The organism is Pelobacter propionicus DSM 2379, assembly GCF_000015045.1.
GTDB lineage: Bacteria > Desulfobacterota > Desulfuromonadia > Geobacterales > Pseudopelobacteraceae > Pseudopelobacter > Pseudopelobacter propionicus.
In genome coordinates this window covers 3,060,305-3,076,590 of the sequence record NC_008609.1, presented here as the reverse complement: position 1 = coordinate 3,076,590, position 16,286 = coordinate 3,060,305, and the positions used below count along the sequence as shown (strand labels likewise).

Annotated in this window: 14 protein-coding genes and 1 riboswitch; of the genes, 7 read left to right on the top strand and 7 right to left on the bottom strand. The window is 59.9% G+C overall.

The annotated features are described in order from the left end of the window. Positions 1 to 111: 111 nt before the first annotated feature. From PPRO_RS13925 to cobU, 6 genes are all read right to left on the bottom strand, one after another. Entirely contained in the window at positions 112 to 363 is a 252-nt protein-coding gene (locus PPRO_RS13925) for a hypothetical protein (protein ID WP_011736651.1), read from the bottom strand. A gap of 308 nt (positions 364 to 671) precedes the next feature. After that, complete coding sequence (thiC, locus tag PPRO_RS13920) at positions 672 to 1,979, bottom strand: phosphomethylpyrimidine synthase ThiC (RefSeq protein WP_011736650.1); 1,308 nt, start codon at positions 1,977 to 1,979, stop codon at positions 672 to 674. A 203-nt stretch (positions 1,980 to 2,182) separates the two neighbouring features. Continuing rightward, entirely contained in the window at positions 2,183 to 3,961 is a 1,779-nt protein-coding gene (gene pabB / locus PPRO_RS13915) for an aminodeoxychorismate synthase component I (protein WP_011736649.1), read from the bottom strand. Continuing rightward, on the bottom strand, positions 3,946 to 4,701 hold the full coding sequence (gene cobS, locus PPRO_RS13910; RefSeq protein ID WP_011736648.1) for an adenosylcobinamide-GDP ribazoletransferase: 756 nt from the start codon (positions 4,699 to 4,701) through the stop codon (positions 3,946 to 3,948). Before cobS ends, pabB begins: the two co-directional genes overlap by 16 nt. Beyond that, complete coding sequence (gene cobT / locus PPRO_RS13905) at positions 4,701 to 5,759, bottom strand: nicotinate-nucleotide--dimethylbenzimidazole phosphoribosyltransferase (RefSeq protein ID WP_011736647.1); 1,059 nt, start codon at positions 5,757 to 5,759, stop codon at positions 4,701 to 4,703. The genes cobS and cobT overlap by 1 nt, the downstream gene beginning before the upstream one ends. Positions 5,760 to 5,792: 33 nt before the next feature. Next, complete coding sequence (cobU, locus tag PPRO_RS13900) at positions 5,793 to 6,326, bottom strand: bifunctional adenosylcobinamide kinase/adenosylcobinamide-phosphate guanylyltransferase (RefSeq protein ID WP_011736646.1); 534 nt, start codon at positions 6,324 to 6,326, stop codon at positions 5,793 to 5,795. A 117-nt stretch (positions 6,327 to 6,443) separates the two neighbouring features. Continuing rightward, a riboswitch (cobalamin riboswitch) is annotated at positions 6,444 to 6,635 on the bottom strand. A gap of 330 nt (positions 6,636 to 6,965) precedes the next feature. Between cobU and groES the strand changes: the two genes are divergently transcribed. From groES to PPRO_RS13880, 3 genes are all read left to right on the top strand, one after another. Then, on the top strand, positions 6,966 to 7,253 hold the full coding sequence (groES, locus tag PPRO_RS13890) for a co-chaperone GroES (protein ID WP_011736644.1): 288 nt from the start codon (positions 6,966 to 6,968) through the stop codon (positions 7,251 to 7,253). A 121-nt stretch (positions 7,254 to 7,374) separates the two neighbouring features. Then, positions 7,375 to 9,039 carry a chaperonin GroEL gene (gene groL, locus PPRO_RS13885; protein WP_011736643.1) on the top strand — a complete coding sequence of 555 codons (1,665 nt, stop codon included), beginning with the start codon at positions 7,375 to 7,377 and terminating at the stop codon, positions 9,037 to 9,039. 159 nt (positions 9,040 to 9,198) lie between these two features. After that, a complete protein-coding gene (locus PPRO_RS13880) occupies positions 9,199 to 9,516 on the top strand; it encodes a cupin domain-containing protein (protein WP_011736642.1) in 318 nt (105 codons plus the stop codon). Between the two features lie 10 nt (positions 9,517 to 9,526). On the opposite strand, the gene PPRO_RS13875 is transcribed toward PPRO_RS13880, so the two are convergent. After that, positions 9,527 to 11,302, bottom strand: coding sequence for a bifunctional metallophosphatase/5'-nucleotidase (locus PPRO_RS13875; RefSeq protein WP_157040024.1), 1,776 nt, complete (start codon positions 11,300 to 11,302; stop codon positions 9,527 to 9,529). 544 nt (positions 11,303 to 11,846) lie between these two features. On the opposite strand from PPRO_RS13875, the gene PPRO_RS13870 reads away from it, so the two are divergent. From PPRO_RS13870 to PPRO_RS13855, 4 genes are read left to right on the top strand one after another with little or no spacing between them, the layout of a single operon-like run. Further along, complete coding sequence (locus PPRO_RS13870) at positions 11,847 to 13,853, top strand: molybdopterin oxidoreductase family protein (RefSeq protein WP_011736639.1); 2,007 nt, start codon at positions 11,847 to 11,849, stop codon at positions 13,851 to 13,853. Then, complete coding sequence (locus PPRO_RS13865; protein WP_011736638.1) at positions 13,850 to 14,932, top strand: 4Fe-4S dicluster domain-containing protein; 1,083 nt, start codon at positions 13,850 to 13,852, stop codon at positions 14,930 to 14,932. The genes PPRO_RS13870 and PPRO_RS13865 overlap by 4 nt, the downstream gene beginning before the upstream one ends. After that, positions 14,929 to 15,777: an FAD/NAD(P)-binding protein gene (locus tag PPRO_RS13860; protein ID WP_011736637.1), complete on the top strand. Its 849-nt coding sequence runs from the start codon at positions 14,929 to 14,931 to the stop codon at positions 15,775 to 15,777. Before PPRO_RS13865 ends, PPRO_RS13860 begins: the two co-directional genes overlap by 4 nt. Positions 15,778 to 15,779: 2 nt before the next feature. Then, positions 15,780 to 16,283, top strand: coding sequence for a hydrogenase 3 maturation endopeptidase HyCI (locus PPRO_RS13855; protein WP_011736640.1), 504 nt, complete (start codon positions 15,780 to 15,782; stop codon positions 16,281 to 16,283). The last annotated feature ends 3 nt before the right edge of the window (positions 16,284 to 16,286 follow it).

The following is a 16,286-nucleotide window of genomic DNA, read 5'->3' as shown; positions in this document are numbered from 1 at the left end:
TACATGATGAGGCGTCTGCCCTTGACATGCGACATGTCTCATATCAATGGGCAGGCGCCTACCCGTTGCGCGTTCCCAATCTGAATCGATAAGGTTGCCGAGCCTGCGTTACTAGCAGTCCCTCACGATATTCTTGTTCAGATTGACGTGAGCAACGGTTCGACTGAAGAGTTCGAGGTACAGCACGCAGGGTTCACCCCCGATCTCGATGTCCACCTTCTGCCCCCAGGTCTCCTGATATTTCGTGGCGCATTTTCCGCGGGTGTCGAACTCCTGGACGTTGGCCGGATCATATTCGATTTCCAGGGCGGCTGCCCCGGAAGGGGCCTTTTTTCTGAAGTCTTTTGCTAATACGGTTGTCATTGGTCTTTTGTCTCCTCTTGTTGTATCCAAGTCCGTTTGCAGGGAACTGTACCCTGATCGATGCGGGCAATGGGAGGTACGTTAGTCTTCGCTTATTCCTGAGTCAAGAAAAAATCAATGATGTCGGTAACTAGCGAATCGCGTACCCCTTGCGCTTGAACCACGCAATGGGAAGGACATGCTGGAGACGCATGGCCGTAACTGATCCACCGCGCTTCATTCTCGTGAAGTCCGACAGAGGACACGCCAACGAAGAACGGCGCACGGAAAATTCCGCGCGCCGTTCTTCGTTGGCGCAGCAAAAAACGTTAAATCTTGTCACCCTTCAGGTCAGCGGCGAACAACCTGCCCGCCCCGCGGGAGGCGCAGAAGTCGCCGCACATGGTGCAGGTGTTCTCGTCCTCGGGGGTGCGGCTGTCGCGGATCGCCTTGGCATCTTCCGGGAACAGGGCCAGTTCGTACTGCTTGTCCCAGTTCAGGTCGCGGCGGGCCTTAGAGATTTCCTTGTCACGCTGGCGTCCCTTCTCCGGGTACTTGTTCATGTCGCCGATGTAGGCGGCAACCTTGGCGGCCTTGACCCCCATGCGCACGTCCTCCTCATTGGGCAGTGCCAGGTGCTCGGCCGGGGTGATGTAGCAGATCAGGTCGGCGCCGAAGCGGCTGGACTGGGCCGCGCCGATGGCGGCGGTGATGTGGTCGTAGCCGGGGGCCACGTCGGTGGCGATGGGCCCCAGCATGTAGTAGGGGGCGTCGCCGCTCATGCGCTTCTGCAGCTGGATGTTCCCCTCGATCTCGTCCAGAGGCACGTGTCCCGGGCCTTCCACCAGCATCTGGCACCCCATGTCGCGGCCCAGTTCGGCCAGTTCGCAGTTGATCAGCAGTTCCTGGATCTGGGCGCGGTCGGAAGAGTCATGAATGGCGCCGGCGCGCAGGCCATTGCCCAGGGAGAGGACGGTATCGTACTTCTTGAGGATGGAACAGACACGGTCGAACTTTTCGTAGAGCGGGTTTTCACGGTTGTTGGCAACCATCCAGGCCACCATGCTGACCCCCCCTTTGCTGACCAGGCCGCCGTAGCGGTAGCCCTGCTTGCGCAGGCGCTCGATGGTGTACAGGTTGATGCCGCAGTGAACGGCCATGAATGCCATGCCGTCGGCGCACTGCTGCTCGATCAGGTCGAAGAGCATCTCCTCGTCCAACTTGTTGGGGTTGCCGTACTTGCGGGCCGCCTCGCAGAAGGCCTGGTACAGCGGCACGTTGCCCACCGGCAGGTCGACGGCGGCGATGACTTCGCGCCGTACGCGGTCAAGGTCACCCCCCACGGAGAGTTCCATCAGTGTATCGGCGCCCGCTTCCTGGGCCACCTTGGCCTTCCTGACCTCGGCGGCATAGTCGACGATGTCCGATGAGGTGCCGATGGAGGCGTTGACTTTTGTGCGCAACCCTTTGCCGATGCCGCACACCTTAGGCTTCCTGTTGTGGTTCCAGGGGATGACGATCTTGCCTTCGGCAACCATCTGCAGGATGTAGGCGGGGGTGAGTTCTTCGGCTGCCGCGACGGCCTCCATCTGGGGGGTGAGGATGCCCTGGCGGGCGGATTCGATCTGGGTAAGCATACGTTTTTTCTCCTTGGTGATGGTGATGTGAAGTGTCAGTGGTGTGGCTAGATCAATCAAATGGAACGCGGAAGGAGCGGATGTAAACGGATAACATCGGATCTTCTTTCAGAACGGTTGGTTATCCGATTTTTCCGGACTTTCCAGATGTGATCCGCGTTCCATTTTTCCGTTTCTTATGTGTCCGCATCAAGGTAGTCGGGCTAACAGTTCTTTAGCAACTGCCCTTTCTTCCAGCCGCGCACCGAGTTGATCAGCCAGAATGCATCGCAGGTTTCAAGATCAATCGGGGTCAGGATCGCCTCCCTGAGTGCCCCCAGTTGCAGCAACTCCTCCCGCAGGGTTCCCGGCAGCAGGCCGCAGTGCAGTGCGGGGGTCAGTAGTTCCTCACCACGCTGGAGTACCAGGTTGGTGGTGCATCCTTCGGTCAGCTCTCCCCGCTGATTCAGCAGGATCACCTCCGCGCACTCCGGCCGAGCTTGCAGTTCGTTATCGTACCTGCTGCGGCGGGTGGTCTTGTGATAGAGGAGCGGATCGGACGGGTCGCTGCGTTGTGAGGCGAGCGCCACCAACAGGGTGGGGCGTTCGGCCGCGGTGTCGTCGATCTCCTGCTGCTCCAGCATCAGGTCGCCAGCCGAAGTCAGCAGAACCCGTACCTTGTGCACGCCGGTCAGGGAGCGTTCCAGCTCCACGAGCCTATCCAGCAGTTCGCGGCGGGAAAAGGGATAGCCGAAGCGGGCCGCTGACTGCTCCAGGCGTTTCAGGTGCCGCTCCAGCAGCAGGTAGCCCTGGGCGTCCCAGCGCAGGGATTCGATCAGGCCGAAATCCATTGCGTGTCCGGTCAGGAAGGCGCTCTTGTCCAGGCATTCCCTGAATTCCGCCTCTGGGTTCGAGTCCCAGGTGATGCCGCTGCCGATGCCCATGACCCCCAGTCCTGTTGTCGATTCGACGATTGCCGTGCGGATGGCCACGCTGAAGGTCGCCTCCCCGCCGGGTGAGACGAAGCCGATGGCGCCGCAGTAGGCGCCCCGCGGAGAGCGCTCCAGGTCGTGAATGATCTCCATGGTGCGTCGCTTGGGCGCCCCGGTGACCGAGCCGCAGGGGAACAGGGCCTGGAAGATATCCACCAGCCTGGCCTCCGGTTTGAGCCTGGCGGTGACGGTTGAGGTCATCTGGTGCACCGTGGGATAGCTCTCCACCTGGAACAGTGCCGGTACCGCCACGCTGCCGATGTCGGCGATGCGGGACAGGTCGTTGCGCACCAGATCGACGATCATCAGGTTCTCTGCCCGCTCCTTGGGACTGGCAGCCAGCTCTTCCCGCCGCCGTTGGTCGTCATCGGCCAGGGGGTGACGGGGAGCGGTTCCCTTCATCGGCTTCATGGTCAACAGCCGGTCCTTAAGGGAGAAGAACAGTTCCGGTGAAGCGGAGATGATGCGGTGACTCCCCGTATCCAGCCAGGCGCAGAAGGGGGCTCGCTGGTTCCTGCACAGCCTGCGGTAGAGCGCGAACTGATCGCCCCTGACCCTGAAACGCTGGCGGGTGGTGAAGTTGACCTGGTAGGTCTCGCCCCTGGCGATGTGTTCCCTGATCTTCTCCAGCGCTCTAGCGTACTCCTGGCGGGATATCTCCAGTTCCGGCGGCGAGGCTGTCTGGCCATCATTCGTTTCTGCCCCGGTTGTTGCGTCACAGGGGCGCCGCGTGCGGAAGATGCCGAACCAGATCAGCGGCTGGTCGCCACACGTTCCCCTGGGCAGTTCGGGATTGAGTCCGCCGGCAGCCTCGTAGGCCACATAGCCTGCCGCATGCCTGCCGCGGCTTACCGCCTGCTCCACCTCCCTGAATACCGCCATGACCTGGTCCGTTGTGTGGGCCTGCACGATTGTTTCTAAGTCTTCGAACAGGTAAGAGCGGGAGAACTCCCCGCCGGAAAAGGATTCCAGCAGGGCGATCGGATGTAGCCTCTCTACGGTTTCGTGCATGCAAACGTGACCAGGACCGGGATCAGGACCAGGGTAAGGATCTCCACCAGCTCGTTGATGCAGCCGATTACGTCACCGGTTATGCCGCCGATCTTGCGGTTAAACCAGGCCCTGATCAGCCAGCTGGCCACCATGGCGGCTGCCAGGGCAGTAATGCCGGCTACCCCCAACAGCAACCAGGCGATGGCTGCGGTGAGGACACCCGCCGCCAGCAGGCGACTTGTGCCGGCGCCGGCGATCATGGCCGACCCCAGGCCATCCTGGCGGGCGTTTCTGCCATGGACGATGGTCTGCACCTGGCAGTACCTGGCCAGGGTGGGGAAGAGCAGCAGGGTTTGCCACTTGTACTCAGCGGGAATCACCGTCAGGGCCTGCCATTTGAGCAGTATCCCCAGCACCAGCCCCACCGCTCCTATGGCGCCCACGTTGGAATCCTTCATGATTGCCAGGAAACGCTCGCGGCTTCCCCGGGCCGCGATGCCGTCGCAGACATCTGCCAGGCCATCCATGTGCAGGGCGCCGGTCATGGCCGCCAGGAGGGTGATCAGCAGGAGATCGTTCAGTGGGCGGGCCACAAGGGGGGCCGTCAGCAGATTCAGTCCGGCCAGCAGCGCGCCGATGGTCAGTCCCGCCAGGGGGAAAACAGCCAGGGAACGCCCCAGATCATCCCGTTGCCACAGGTGCCTGCAGGGGAGCGGGATGATGGTCAGAAACTGCATGGCAATGATGTACAGCCGCATTATTCGTGGGTAACCCCGGCCTGCTCGCGGGTTGCCATCTCGTTCAGGGTCTTGACCCCCGCCTCGATCAGGGACATGGCCAGGGCGGCGCCCGTGCCTTCGCCCAGGCGCAGGTTCAGGTCCAGAATCGGCTCGACTCCGATGCGTTCCAGCATGAAACTGTGCCCGATTTCCATGGAACGGTGCGCGGCGAAGATGTAGTCGGCTACGTTGGGGTGCAGTTCCGAGGCGATCAGCGCACCGGCGGTGGAGATGAAGCCATCGATGACCACCGGGATCCCGTTGGCGGCGCAGCCCAGCACCAGGCCGGCGATGGCGGCGATCTCCAGTCCTCCCACCTTGGCCAGCACATCCAGCGGGTTGGTGGAGTCAGGCTGGTTGATCGCAAGCCCCTGTTCTATAACGCGAATTTTTAGTTCAAGTGCGTCGTCATCGATGCCGGTGCCACGGTGGGTCACGTCCCGGACCGCCTTGCCGGAGATGGCGGCGATGATGGCCGAGGAGGGGGTGGTGTTGCCGATACCCATTTCACCGGTACCCACCAGGGCGATGCCCTCGACCCTGCACTGTTCCGCCAGGTCTATGCCGACCGTTATGGCGGCCAGCATCTCCTCCCTGGTCATTGCCGGCCCCTTGGCGAAATTGCGCGTGCCGCGGGCCACCTTGCGGTGGATCACGCCGGCCAGGTCGCCGAAATCGTTGTCCACCCCCACGTCAACCACCCGCACCTCGGCCCCCACATGACGAGCCAGCACGTTGACTCCGGCGCCGCCGGCCAGGAAGTTGTATACCATCTGGGTGGTGACCGCCTTGGGGTAGAGCGCCACCCCTTCGTCGGTTACGCCGTGGTCGCCGGCAAAGGTGTAGATGACTTTTTTGCTCGTGTCCGGGGAACCCGTACCGCTGATGGCCACCATGCGGCGGGCGAACTCCTCCAAACGCCCCAGGGCGCCGGGCGGCTTGGTCTTTGCGTCCAGCCTGGCCTGGGCCTGTTGCATCAGTTCCCGGTTGACCGGTTTGATGCGCTCACGAGTGGTTTCAACGATAGTCCTGTTCATGGGGTGCTCCATATCTGTGAAAGAGTTCTTATCCTATTTAAGGCGCAGCGGTATGCCGCTGGCCACCAGCCAGGCCTCGTCCGCCGTTGCCGCCAGAGCCTGGTTGGCCCGGCCGGCAAGGTCGCGAAAGATGCGTCCCAAGCGATGCTCGGGTACGATACCCATGCCGACCTCGTTGGAGACGATGATCACCGGCGTTGCCATGGTGGCCAGGGTGGTTTCCAGTTGGCGCACATCTGCCATGACACGCTCTTCGCTGTCGTCGGCCGGTTCTTCGTCCAGAAGGAGCAGGTTGGTGAGCCAGAGGGTCAGGCAGTCGACCAGGATGGCCTTGAACGCTCCGTCCTGGTCTCTCAGGGTCTGCGCCAGGTGCAGCGGTTCCTCGATCGTGTGCCAGGCAGTGCCGCGCCGTTCTTGGTGCTTCCCGATGCGGGCGTCCATTTCGCCGTCCAGGGAGCGGGCCGTGGCCAGGTAGCCCAACGGTGCGCCGAAGCCCATGGCTAGCTGTTCGGCGAAGGCGCTCTTGCCGCTGCGTGCCCCGCCGGTAATGAATAGTGTGCGTGCCATGACCGACTCCTCCTCAATAAAAGAAAAGCCCCTGACGCCGGAAGATGGGCAGGGGCTCGAAACGCGTGGATACGATGTGGATACTATCCGGCTTCGGCTCCTCGTTCCACGGAGGTCCCAAAAGCTGACGGACAGGCAGGTTTCCTGGCTCCAGGGTCATCTTACTTGCCGCGCCTTCCCAATCGAAATCAGTGGCATGCATAGCGGCTTTCATCGCCTGTTACAGTTGCGGGTCAGCGAGGGAGTCCCACCCTCTTCCCTTTTAACCGTGCCCGTAACGGGTACGGCACCAGATCCGGTTGCAATTAAAATGTGCCTGACTATTACCAGACCGTCAGGTTGAAAGTCAAAAGGAAAATCAGCCGCAGGAGGATTGGTCAGGGGGTTCTGATGCCCTGCCGGGGCAGGGGCACGCCAGGTTCCGGTAAGTGCGGGAGCGATCCGGGGCCGTGCGAGGTGCTCCCCCGGGGAGACTGGTTTGGAAGGCATATCCCTCCAAACGATAAATTTTAATTTCAAGACCCCTTGATTTTTGATTGAGTGCTGATTATATTCCTGAAAGTTAGCACTCGGTCATCGTGAGTGCTAATTCTGTCTTCGATACGAAAACCACCACAGCATAAGAAAGGAGAAGTACCGATGAAATTGAGACCGCTTCATGACCGCATCCTCGTCAAGAGGGTCGAAGAAGAAACCAAGACCGCAGGGGGCCTCTTCATCCCCGAAACCGCCAAGGAAAAGCCGCAGCGCGGCGAAGTTGTTGCCGCCGGTAATGGCAAGAAGACCGAGGACGGCAAGGTACTGCCGCTGGATGTCAAGGTTGGCGACAAGGTGCTGTTCGGCAAGTACTCCGGCACCGAAGTGAAGGTGGATGGTGAAGATTTCCTGATGATGCGCGAGGACGACATTCTCGCTGTCGTTGAGTAACCCCTATCTCTTTTATTGCGGGGGCGCGTGACATGCTCCGAGCAAATGCGGCATAGTGAGGGCGAATCGTTATCGCCTCTCCCCCAACAGGCACTTTATTCTTTAATGGAGGAATTCATCAATGGCAGCAAAAATCATCAAGTTTGACCAGGAAGGGCGTAACGCCATCCTGAAGGGCGTCAACATCCTCGCCGATACCGTAAAAGTTACCCTCGGCCCCAAGGGTCGTAATGTCGTTATCGACAAATCCTTCGGCGCACCGCTGATCACCAAGGACGGCGTGACCGTTGCTAAGGAAATCGAACTGGAAGACAAGTTCGAAAACATGGGCGCCCAGCTGGTCAAGGAAGTCGCCTCCAAGACTTCCGACGTTGCCGGTGACGGCACCACCACCGCAACGGTTCTGGCCCAGGCCATCTACCGCCAGGGCTCCAAGCTGGTGGCAGCCGGTCACAACCCCATGGAAATCAAGCGCGGCATCGATAAGGCTGTTGAAACCATCGTCGCCGAACTGCAGAAGATCTCCAAGCCGATCGTCGACCACAAGGAAATCGCCCAGGTCGGCACCATTTCCGCCAACAACGACAAGACCATCGGTGACATCATCGCCGAGGCCATGGAGAAGGTCGGCAAGGAAGGGGTTATCACCGTCGAGGAAGCCAAGTCCATGGATACCACCCTGGAAACCGTGGAAGGCATGCAGTTCGACCGTGGCTATCTCTCCCCCTACTTCGTCACCGATCCGGAGCGTATGGAAGCTGCCCTGGAGAACGCCCTGATCCTGATCCACGACAAGAAGATCTCCAACATGAAGGACCTGCTCCCGATTCTGGAGCAGACCGCCAAGTCCGGTCGTCCGCTGCTGATCATCGCCGAGGACATTGAAGGCGAAGCCCTGGCAACTCTGGTTGTCAACAAGCTGCGTGGCGTGCTGAACGTGGCTGCCGTCAAGGCACCCGGCTTCGGTGACCGTCGCAAGGCAATGCTGGAAGACATCGCCACCCTGACCGGCGGCCTGGTGATCTCCGAAGAAGTCGGCCACAAGCTTGAGCAGGCCACCATGGACATGCTCGGCCGCGCCAAGCGCATCACCATTGACAAGGACAACACCACCATCATCGATGGTGAAGGCAAGGAAGCCGACATCCAGGGTCGCGTCAAGCAGATCCGCGCCCAGATCGAAGAAACCACCAGCGACTACGACAAGGAAAAGCTGCAGGAGCGCCTTGCCAAACTGGTGGGCGGCGTGGCCGTCATCAAGGTCGGCGCGGCAACCGAAGTCGAGATGAAAGAAAAGAAGGCCCGCGTCGAGGATGCGCTGCACGCTACCCGTGCCGCTGTTGATGAAGGCGTGGTCCCTGGTGGTGGCGTTGCCTATATCCGTACACTGAGCGCACTGGATAACCTGAATCTGGAAAACGAGCAGCAGTTCGGCGTAACCGTGGTCAAGTTGGCACTTGAAGCGCCGATCCGCCAGATCGCTGACAATGCCGGTATCGATGCCTCCATCGTTGTCGACAAGGTCAGGAACGGCAAGGATGCCTTCGGTTACGACGCAGCCTCCGATGAGTATGTGGACATGCTCAAGGCCGGCATCATCGACCCGACCAAGGTTTCCCGCTCCGCTCTGCAGAACGCTTCCTCCATCGCCGGTCTGATGCTGACCACCGAAGCGCTGATCGCCGAGAAGCCGCGTGAAGAAGGTGCCATGGGTGGCGGTATGCCTGGTGGCATGGGCGGCATGGGTGGCATGGGTGGCATGGGTGGCATGGGCGGCATGATGTAATATCGCCGCTGCACCATTGTATGCTGAATGTGCGGTAATCGACATGGCCGGGGGCGTCTGCTCCCGGCCATGTGTCGTTTTGAAAAACATTACCAGGCGAACAAGCCGCGTTATGGTATAAAAAACAGGGCAGCTTACAAAAAAAGGAGGTCACACGACATGGAACTGATCGGGAAGGCGCTTGCGCTGAATGAACTGGTGGCGTACCAGGAGGGCTCGGTGGTCAGCAAGACCATGATCGACAAGAAAATCGGGACAGTGACGCTGTTCGCCTTCGATGCTGGGCAGGGGCTCTCGGAACATACCGCGCCGTACGACGCCATGGTGCAGGTGGTGGATGGAGAAGCGGAAATCACCATCGACGGAGAACCCCATGTTGTCTCCTCCGGCCAGATGTTCATTATGCCGGCTAATCACCCTCATGCGCTCAAGGCGGTCAAACGGTTCAAGATGCTGCTGATCATGATCAGGGCCTGATCTTCGCGACTCAACGGAAGGCTGCCGCGGCTGTCAGCCGTGGCAAAACATAGTTGTCCGCAGGGCGGCGCGGGTTTATGGATGTCGTGGGAGCGCCGATTACCCTGATCCTCTGTTCGTCTGGATTGCGCACTGTGCCGAGTTTTTTCAGATGGTCGCGGAATGCATCACTGTCCAGTATTCCGGTTTCGTTTCGATGCCCCCCAGCGTTTCGCAATGTGCTGAAACCGTCACCGCCTCCTGCGAGAAAGCTGTTGACTACCGTGCGATAGCTGGCGGACGGCTCAATCGGCCGGTAGCTGCCGTCGCTTCCCCTGATCGACAGTGCCCCTACGCGATCCCCCCTTTCCGCCGAAGGCGCGACAGTGAAGCTCATGCCGGCCACATGGGGCAGTGCCGTGGCGTTGCGCCCATGTTTTGTCTGCAGAAACTCGATCCCCTCCTCCAGGGCGTCCTTCAACTCCGCTCCCGTTAGTTCAACCAGCACCAGGGTGTTGCCAAAGGGCATCACTTCCAGCACATCGCCGGCGGAAATGATGCCGGCCAGCAGGTCCCTGCGTACCGCACCATAATTGAGCAGTGCCGCCTGTGCCTCGGGAACGGCGGCCAGCATGGAATCGGCTGCCAGAGGGCCGGGGCCGCGGTTCATGCTCCTCGTCAGATCCTCCAGTGCCCGTGCTACAGGCTGTGAGCGGAATGCCGCCAGTTGCGCGCTGAAGGGGGCCAGGGCGGCCAGGGTCGATTCGTCCTCTCCTACGATCCGGGCTATTCCGCTGGAGCGCAGCGCCTCCACAATCTTCTGCTGCTCAGGTGAGTTAGCCGAAATCGGGACTCCGTCTTTCATGAATCTGTCTCCCAGCGGCATTACGGCCGCAGAGGTATGATTCCTTACCCTGCCGACTGAATCGAAGACAACCCGCACGTTTCCCAGCACATGTCCCCACTGCCAGGCCTGCAGCACCATCGTTCTGCCACCATCGGGCGTTGTCACTACCGTTGGATAGGAACCTTCCGCTACAAGCCCGATGCTATTCAGTCGGTTCCGGTCACCCAGCAGCGTATGGCTGTGGCCGCCAACGATTACGTCGATCCCGTTCACGGCGGCGGCAAGCAGCATGTCGGCGTTGTACCCCAAGTGGGTCAGGGCGATGATCTTGTTGACTCCCTGTTTCTCGAGTTCAGCCACCTGGTGCCGGGCAGTCGCGACCGTGTCGAGAAACCTGGCCTTGCCCACATCAAGCGTACTCTGGGGGGTTGTTTCCGTGGTCAGTCCGAATATGCCGACCCTCTCCCCGTTGATCTCCCTGATGATATGCCGGGGAACACGTTCAACAATGGTGTGCTCGGCGCTGAAATCAATATTGGCGGAGATCAGCGGAAATGTGGCGCGATCCAGAAAGCCGGGAATGGCGCCCGTTCCCCTGTCGAATTCATGATTGCCGAAGACCATGGCATCAATGCCAAGGCGATTAAGAAAATCGAACTCAACCGCGCCAGCGAAGAGGGTGAAGTAGAGAGTCCCCTGCAACGCGTCCCCGGCATGTAGTAAAAGAAAGTTGGGGTTGTCGGCCCGCATTTCGTCCACCAGGGTCCGCAGGCGCGGGAAACCGCCCAGTTGCACCGTAGTAGCCATGCCATCGATGGTCAGGGTGACCGGCGCCGTTTCCAGGTGAGAGTGGGTATCGTTCAGGTGGGCGATTGCCAGCGTGTAGCCCGTGGAGGTGATTGTTCCGCAGGCGTGCAGCAACATGAGCATGCCGGCTAAAAACATATACCACGTTGTCATGCCAAACGATTTTATTCCCCTGTTTCCCATCTATCCTTACCCCCTGGCAGTGAAGTTGTATCTCAATGATCGGTACGGTATGTACCGAGAAGCTGCGGGTGTTGTGTTCGGTATGTGGCAATCAGTTCGGCACGGTTTTCCTATACATGGAAACCCACCGAAAATTCCAGATAAATCCAAACGGCTCTTCCTGTGAATCTGCTCTTTCCTGTGTGCTGAGGCTCATGGACCTACCCACATCCGGAAACTGGCGACGTCCTGCAGGCGGTGATATCGGGTTTCGGGGTCTGTATGCTGGAGTTTGAAACAGGCAGGATTCGGATTTCGCAAGCCGCGTTTCCCGGGTTGAACTGGAACGTATTACAAAATTCTTGGCAGACGTATGACGAAATGTGTCAAAAATGGATTGACATCTTGTAGTTATAAGTGCTAATTTTCCGCCGAAATTAGCGGAAAGCCGTGGATATCCGTAACTTATGGAATTCCTCGGTGTATTCCGACTTTCCCACCCGGCGACAGGATTGGGTTGAAACGGGAGTGACGCATGGCTCAAAGTCTAACCACCTGCACCTTTTGCGGCGTAGGGTGTGGTCTCTATCTTGAGACTACTCCTGAACGCATTGCTGGCGTCTACCCCAGCGTATCGCACCCCGCAAACAAGGGCAAAATCTGCATCCGCGGCTGGCACGTTCATGAAGTTGCCAGCTCCCCCGACCGCCTGAAGGCACCGCTTCTCAGGAAGAACGGCCAGCTCGAAGAAGTGACGTGGCAGGAGGCGTATGAGTTCATCGCCTCACGTCTGAAGGAGATCAAGGGCGCCTCCGGTCCCGACTCGATCGCCTTTCTGAACTCTCCGCGTTGCTGCAACGAAGAGAGCTACCTTCTTCAGAAGCTTGCGCGCAGCGTCATCGGCACCAACAACGTGGACCATGGCGCCGGCGTGTACAGCAACAACTCGGTCAACGTCCTTCTGGACATGCTGGGTGTTGCCGCCGCCACCAACTCCATCGACGACCTGGAGCAGAGCGACCTGATCATCGTCGACGGCGTTGACCTTGCCCGTCAGCTTCCCACCGTAGCGGGCACGGTGCTGCGCGCCAGACTCAGCGGCGCCAAGCTGGTGGTCATCGGCGAGCGTCGTCAGCGTGTTGCCGAGAACGCCGACTGGTTTCTGCAGATCAACCCGGGCACGGAAGCCGTTCTCTACGGCGCCATGGCCAAACTGATCGTGGACCACGGCCTGATGGACCTTGCCTTCATCAAGGCCAACTGTTCTGACTACGATGCCTTTCTGGCCCAGGCCAAGCAGTACGACCTGATCGCCGCCGCCCAGACCTGCGGCGTTCCTGCCGAACAGATCGAAGCCGTAGCCGTAGCCTACGCCAAATCAAAATCCTCGGCCATCCTGTACTCCACCGGCGCCGAGACCCGTGACTCCGACTCCATCAGGGCGGCCGTCAACCTGGCGCTTCTGGCCGGCCAGATCGGCAAAGTCGGCTCTGGCATCTTCCCGCTGGCCGAACACAACAACCTTCAGGGCACCTGCGACATGGGCATGCTTCCCGACCGCCTTCCCGGCTACCGTCCGCTCTCCGCGGGGAGCGAGCTTGAAAGCGTGTATGGCGCCAAGCTTCCGGCTACCCCCGGCGTAACGGCCGCAGCCGTGCTGAAAGACCGTGCCAAGGGTAAAATCAAGGCGGTCTGGCTGGACCGTTACGACCCGGTCAACACCGCCGCCCTGGGCAGCGCCGCCAAGGCTTTGGAAGAGTGCGAGCTGGTCATCGTCCAGCACCTGTTTTTGACTGAAACCGCCAAACTGGCCGACGTCGTCCTTCCCACCACCGCCTTCGGTGAAGAGACGGTCAGCTTCACCAGCACCGAGCGTCGCATCCAGCTCGCCCGCCAGGCCGTTCCTGCGCCTCAGGGGATCACCCCTGCCTGGCAGCAGATCGCCCAGGTGGCCAAGGCACTGGGAAGTGACTGGAACTATGCCGACGCGGCAGCGGTCATGGCCGAGATCGGCCGGGCCGTACCTTCCTACAGCGCCGCCGACTACGACAGCCTGGGTGTTGAATTCGGCCGTCAGTGGCCCTGCACCAAGGACGCGCCCCACGGCACGCCGATCCTGTTTAGCGGCGGTTCCGGCAGCTTCAAATTTGTACCGGTCGCCAAGCCTTCGGCTCCCGCCGCCTTAAGCACGGACTTCCCCTTCACCCTGGTACTGGGCAACTCCAGCTACTACTGGAACCAGAACGTCCTCATCGCCCACAGCGAGATCTTAAAGCGTGAATACCGGGTAATGCTCCTGGACTATCCGCAAGGGTTCGTCGAGATCAATGCTGACGACGCCAAGGAGATGAAGATCCGGGACAAGCAGAAGATCAAACTCTGCGGCGGCTCCGGCTGCGCCGTAACCGTTGCCCGCGTCACCCCCGAGGTCAAGCGGGGCACGGTATTTGTACCCTACCAGGAGCTGAGCCAGATGCAGGCGATGCGCGGTGCGGATGACGCCCGGTTCCTGGCTGTTCGTGTAGAAACGGAGGTCGCATGAAAGCACGTATCTTGAGCCGCGCCGATGTGCTGAACGTAATCGATCAGCTGCGCGGACAGGGCTTTGAGGTCCTGGCCCCCTTCCTCGGTCGCGGTAGCGACAGCGCCTTTGACGTAGTCACCGACGCCAACCGGGACCAGGTCCAGTTGCACGTTCCCAACCCCTACTATCCGGCCAAACGGTTCGTGTTCCCGCACATGGAACGGACCATGAAGATTCACGAAGACAAATCCAAGAACAGCCTGAGCTTCGAGCCCACCGTGGACGCTCCCAAGCGCGCCCTGTTCGGCGTGCGCTCCTGCGACGTGCGTGGCATCTACCACCTGGACCGCTTCTTCCTGGGGCGTGACTTCAAGGATGGCTACCACGAGGCGAAACGGAACAACCTGTTCATCGTCAACTTCGCCTGCACGGACAAGGACCTGGACATAGGCAAGCAGTGCTTCTGCCTGTGCACCGACTCCGGCCCTGCCGCCCGTGAGAACTTCGACCTTCAGCTCATGGACCTGGGCAACGACGAATACATGGCCGTAGCCGGCAGTCCGGCGGGCGAGGCACTGTTTGCGGCCCCCTTCTACAAGAAGTGCACGGCTGGCCACGTAACGAAACGGGCCGAAGTGCTGGAAGCGGCCCGCACAGAGCTGAAAGACGCCACCACCTGGTTCTCCGGTGCCGTACGCTACGTCACCGGCAACCGGGTAAGCAACAAGACCTGGACCGAGATCGGCAACCGCTGTGTCGAATGCGGTGGCTGCACCTTTGTCTGCCCCGCCTGCACCTGTTTCACCGTCACCGACCGTAAGATCGGTCCGACGGAGATCGAGCGCTTGAAAGTGTGGGACGCCTGCGCCTTCAGCGGCTTTACGAGAATGGCCGGTGGCCACAACCCGCGCCAGGCCGTGCATGACCGTCGCAACCGTCGTTTCTTCCGGAAACTGCACCACTACTTCATCCAGCGCGAGCTGTCGGTCGCCTGTATCGGCTGCGGTCGCTGCGCCGTGGTCTGCCACGGCGACATAGGAATGCCGAGCGTCGTGGAAATGATCCGCCGCGCCACAACGGAGAGTGACAAGCAATGAACCAATCACCCGCTGATAACATCTATCTGCCGAAGGTCGCCATCGTCGACGCCTTGAACGACGAGATCCCGGAAGTCAAAACGGTTCATTGGCACCTGGAGAACCCCGAGGATCAGAAACAGTTTCTTTCGACCTTCGGTCCTGGCATGTTCTGCCTGGTCACCATCCCGGGCAAGGGCGAATTCACCCTCTCGCTTCCGCCTTCTCCCACTGAAGGTAAAGTCTTCTTCACCTTGAGAAGGGTAGGGGTCTGCTCCAACGCCTTCCAGGAGTACAAGCCGGGCGACCGTTTCGCGCTGAGAGGTCCCTTTGGCAACGGCTTCCCCATGGAATCGTACTACGGCAAGAACATCGTCGTCGTCGCCGGCGGTATCGGCCTGATCCCGCTGCGTTCCACCATCGTCTATATCCTTGCCAACCGTGACAAGTTCAAGAGCGTGCAGATCTTCTACGGCGCCAAGAACCCCGAGACGCTGATGTACGCCGAAGACCTGAAGGTCTGGGAGAAGGGTGGGGCGGAATTCTATCTCACCGTTGACAGCGCCAGCCCCGGTTACACCGGCAACGTGGGCGTGGTCGGCTCCCTGTTCAAGAAACCTGGCGTCACGGTGAACGTGGACAACACGGTAGCGTTCGTGTGCGGTCCGCCGATCATGTTCCGCTTCGTCATCAAGGACCTCCTGGACCTTGGCTTCAAGGAGAGCAACATCGTCTCGACCCTGGAGCGCTACATGAAATGCGGCGTTGGCAAATGCGGCCACTGCTGCGTGGGTGTCTCCTACGTCTGCGTCGACGGCCCGGTATTTACCTACGAACAGCTGAAAACGCTCGGGGAAGATATCTAACCTTGGACCTCCTTAAAGAACTTCGTGAATGCACCCGTGGTCGTGTCTGTTTTATGGGCGTTGGCAGCACGGATTACGGTGATGATGGTTTCGGCATTCGTCTTGCCGAGAAACTCGAACAAAACTTGGCAAAGCGTGCCAATGCTCCGGTCGTTATCGATGCCGGCACCATGCCGGAACGCTATACCGGTCGTATAGCCGACGAGGGGTACGACTCCCTGGTCTTTCTCGACGCAGTAGACTTTGGCGGCGAACCTGGTGCTGTGCTTGTAGCGAACAGCGAGGAAATGGCATCAAGGTTCCCTCAGATATCTACACACAAAATTTCGTTAGGTATGCTGGCTAACTGGATTGAGGCCAGCGGGACAACGAAAGCCTGGTTGATCGGTGTTCAGCCTGAATCATTGAAGATGGGGCAGGGCGTTTCACCAACAGTACAGGATACGCTTGACATCCTCGAGGAGTTGCTGAGCGACATTTGGTGTGAAGAAACGGACAACGGTTAGATC

What these genes read in the sequence shown, in the direction of transcription:
- PPRO_RS13925 (WP_011736651.1), bottom strand. Translation starts at nt 363, where the DNA reads ATGACAACCGTATTAGCAAAAGACTTCAGAAAAAAGGCCCCTTCCGGG.
- thiC (WP_011736650.1), bottom strand. Translation starts at nt 1,979, where the DNA reads ATGCTTACCCAGATCGAATCCGCCCGCCAGGGCATCCTCACCCCCCAG.
- pabB (WP_011736649.1), bottom strand. Translation starts at nt 3,961, where the DNA reads ATGCACGAAACCGTAGAGAGGCTACATCCGATCGCCCTGCTGGAATCC.
- cobS (WP_011736648.1), bottom strand. Translation starts at nt 4,701, where the DNA reads ATGCGGCTGTACATCATTGCCATGCAGTTTCTGACCATCATCCCGCTC.
- cobT (WP_011736647.1), bottom strand. Translation starts at nt 5,759, where the DNA reads ATGAACAGGACTATCGTTGAAACCACTCGTGAGCGCATCAAACCGGTC.
- cobU (WP_011736646.1), bottom strand. Translation starts at nt 6,326, where the DNA reads ATGGCACGCACACTATTCATTACCGGCGGGGCACGCAGCGGCAAGAGC.
- groES (WP_011736644.1), top strand. Translation starts at nt 6,966, where the DNA reads ATGAAATTGAGACCGCTTCATGACCGCATCCTCGTCAAGAGGGTCGAA.
- groL (WP_011736643.1), top strand. Translation starts at nt 7,375, where the DNA reads ATGGCAGCAAAAATCATCAAGTTTGACCAGGAAGGGCGTAACGCCATC.
- PPRO_RS13880 (WP_011736642.1), top strand. Translation starts at nt 9,199, where the DNA reads ATGGAACTGATCGGGAAGGCGCTTGCGCTGAATGAACTGGTGGCGTAC.
- PPRO_RS13875 (WP_157040024.1), bottom strand. Translation starts at nt 11,302, where the DNA reads ATGACAACGTGGTATATGTTTTTAGCCGGCATGCTCATGTTGCTGCAC.
- PPRO_RS13870 (WP_011736639.1), top strand. Translation starts at nt 11,847, where the DNA reads ATGGCTCAAAGTCTAACCACCTGCACCTTTTGCGGCGTAGGGTGTGGT.
- PPRO_RS13865 (WP_011736638.1), top strand. Translation starts at nt 13,850, where the DNA reads ATGAAAGCACGTATCTTGAGCCGCGCCGATGTGCTGAACGTAATCGAT.
- PPRO_RS13860 (WP_011736637.1), top strand. Translation starts at nt 14,929, where the DNA reads ATGAACCAATCACCCGCTGATAACATCTATCTGCCGAAGGTCGCCATC.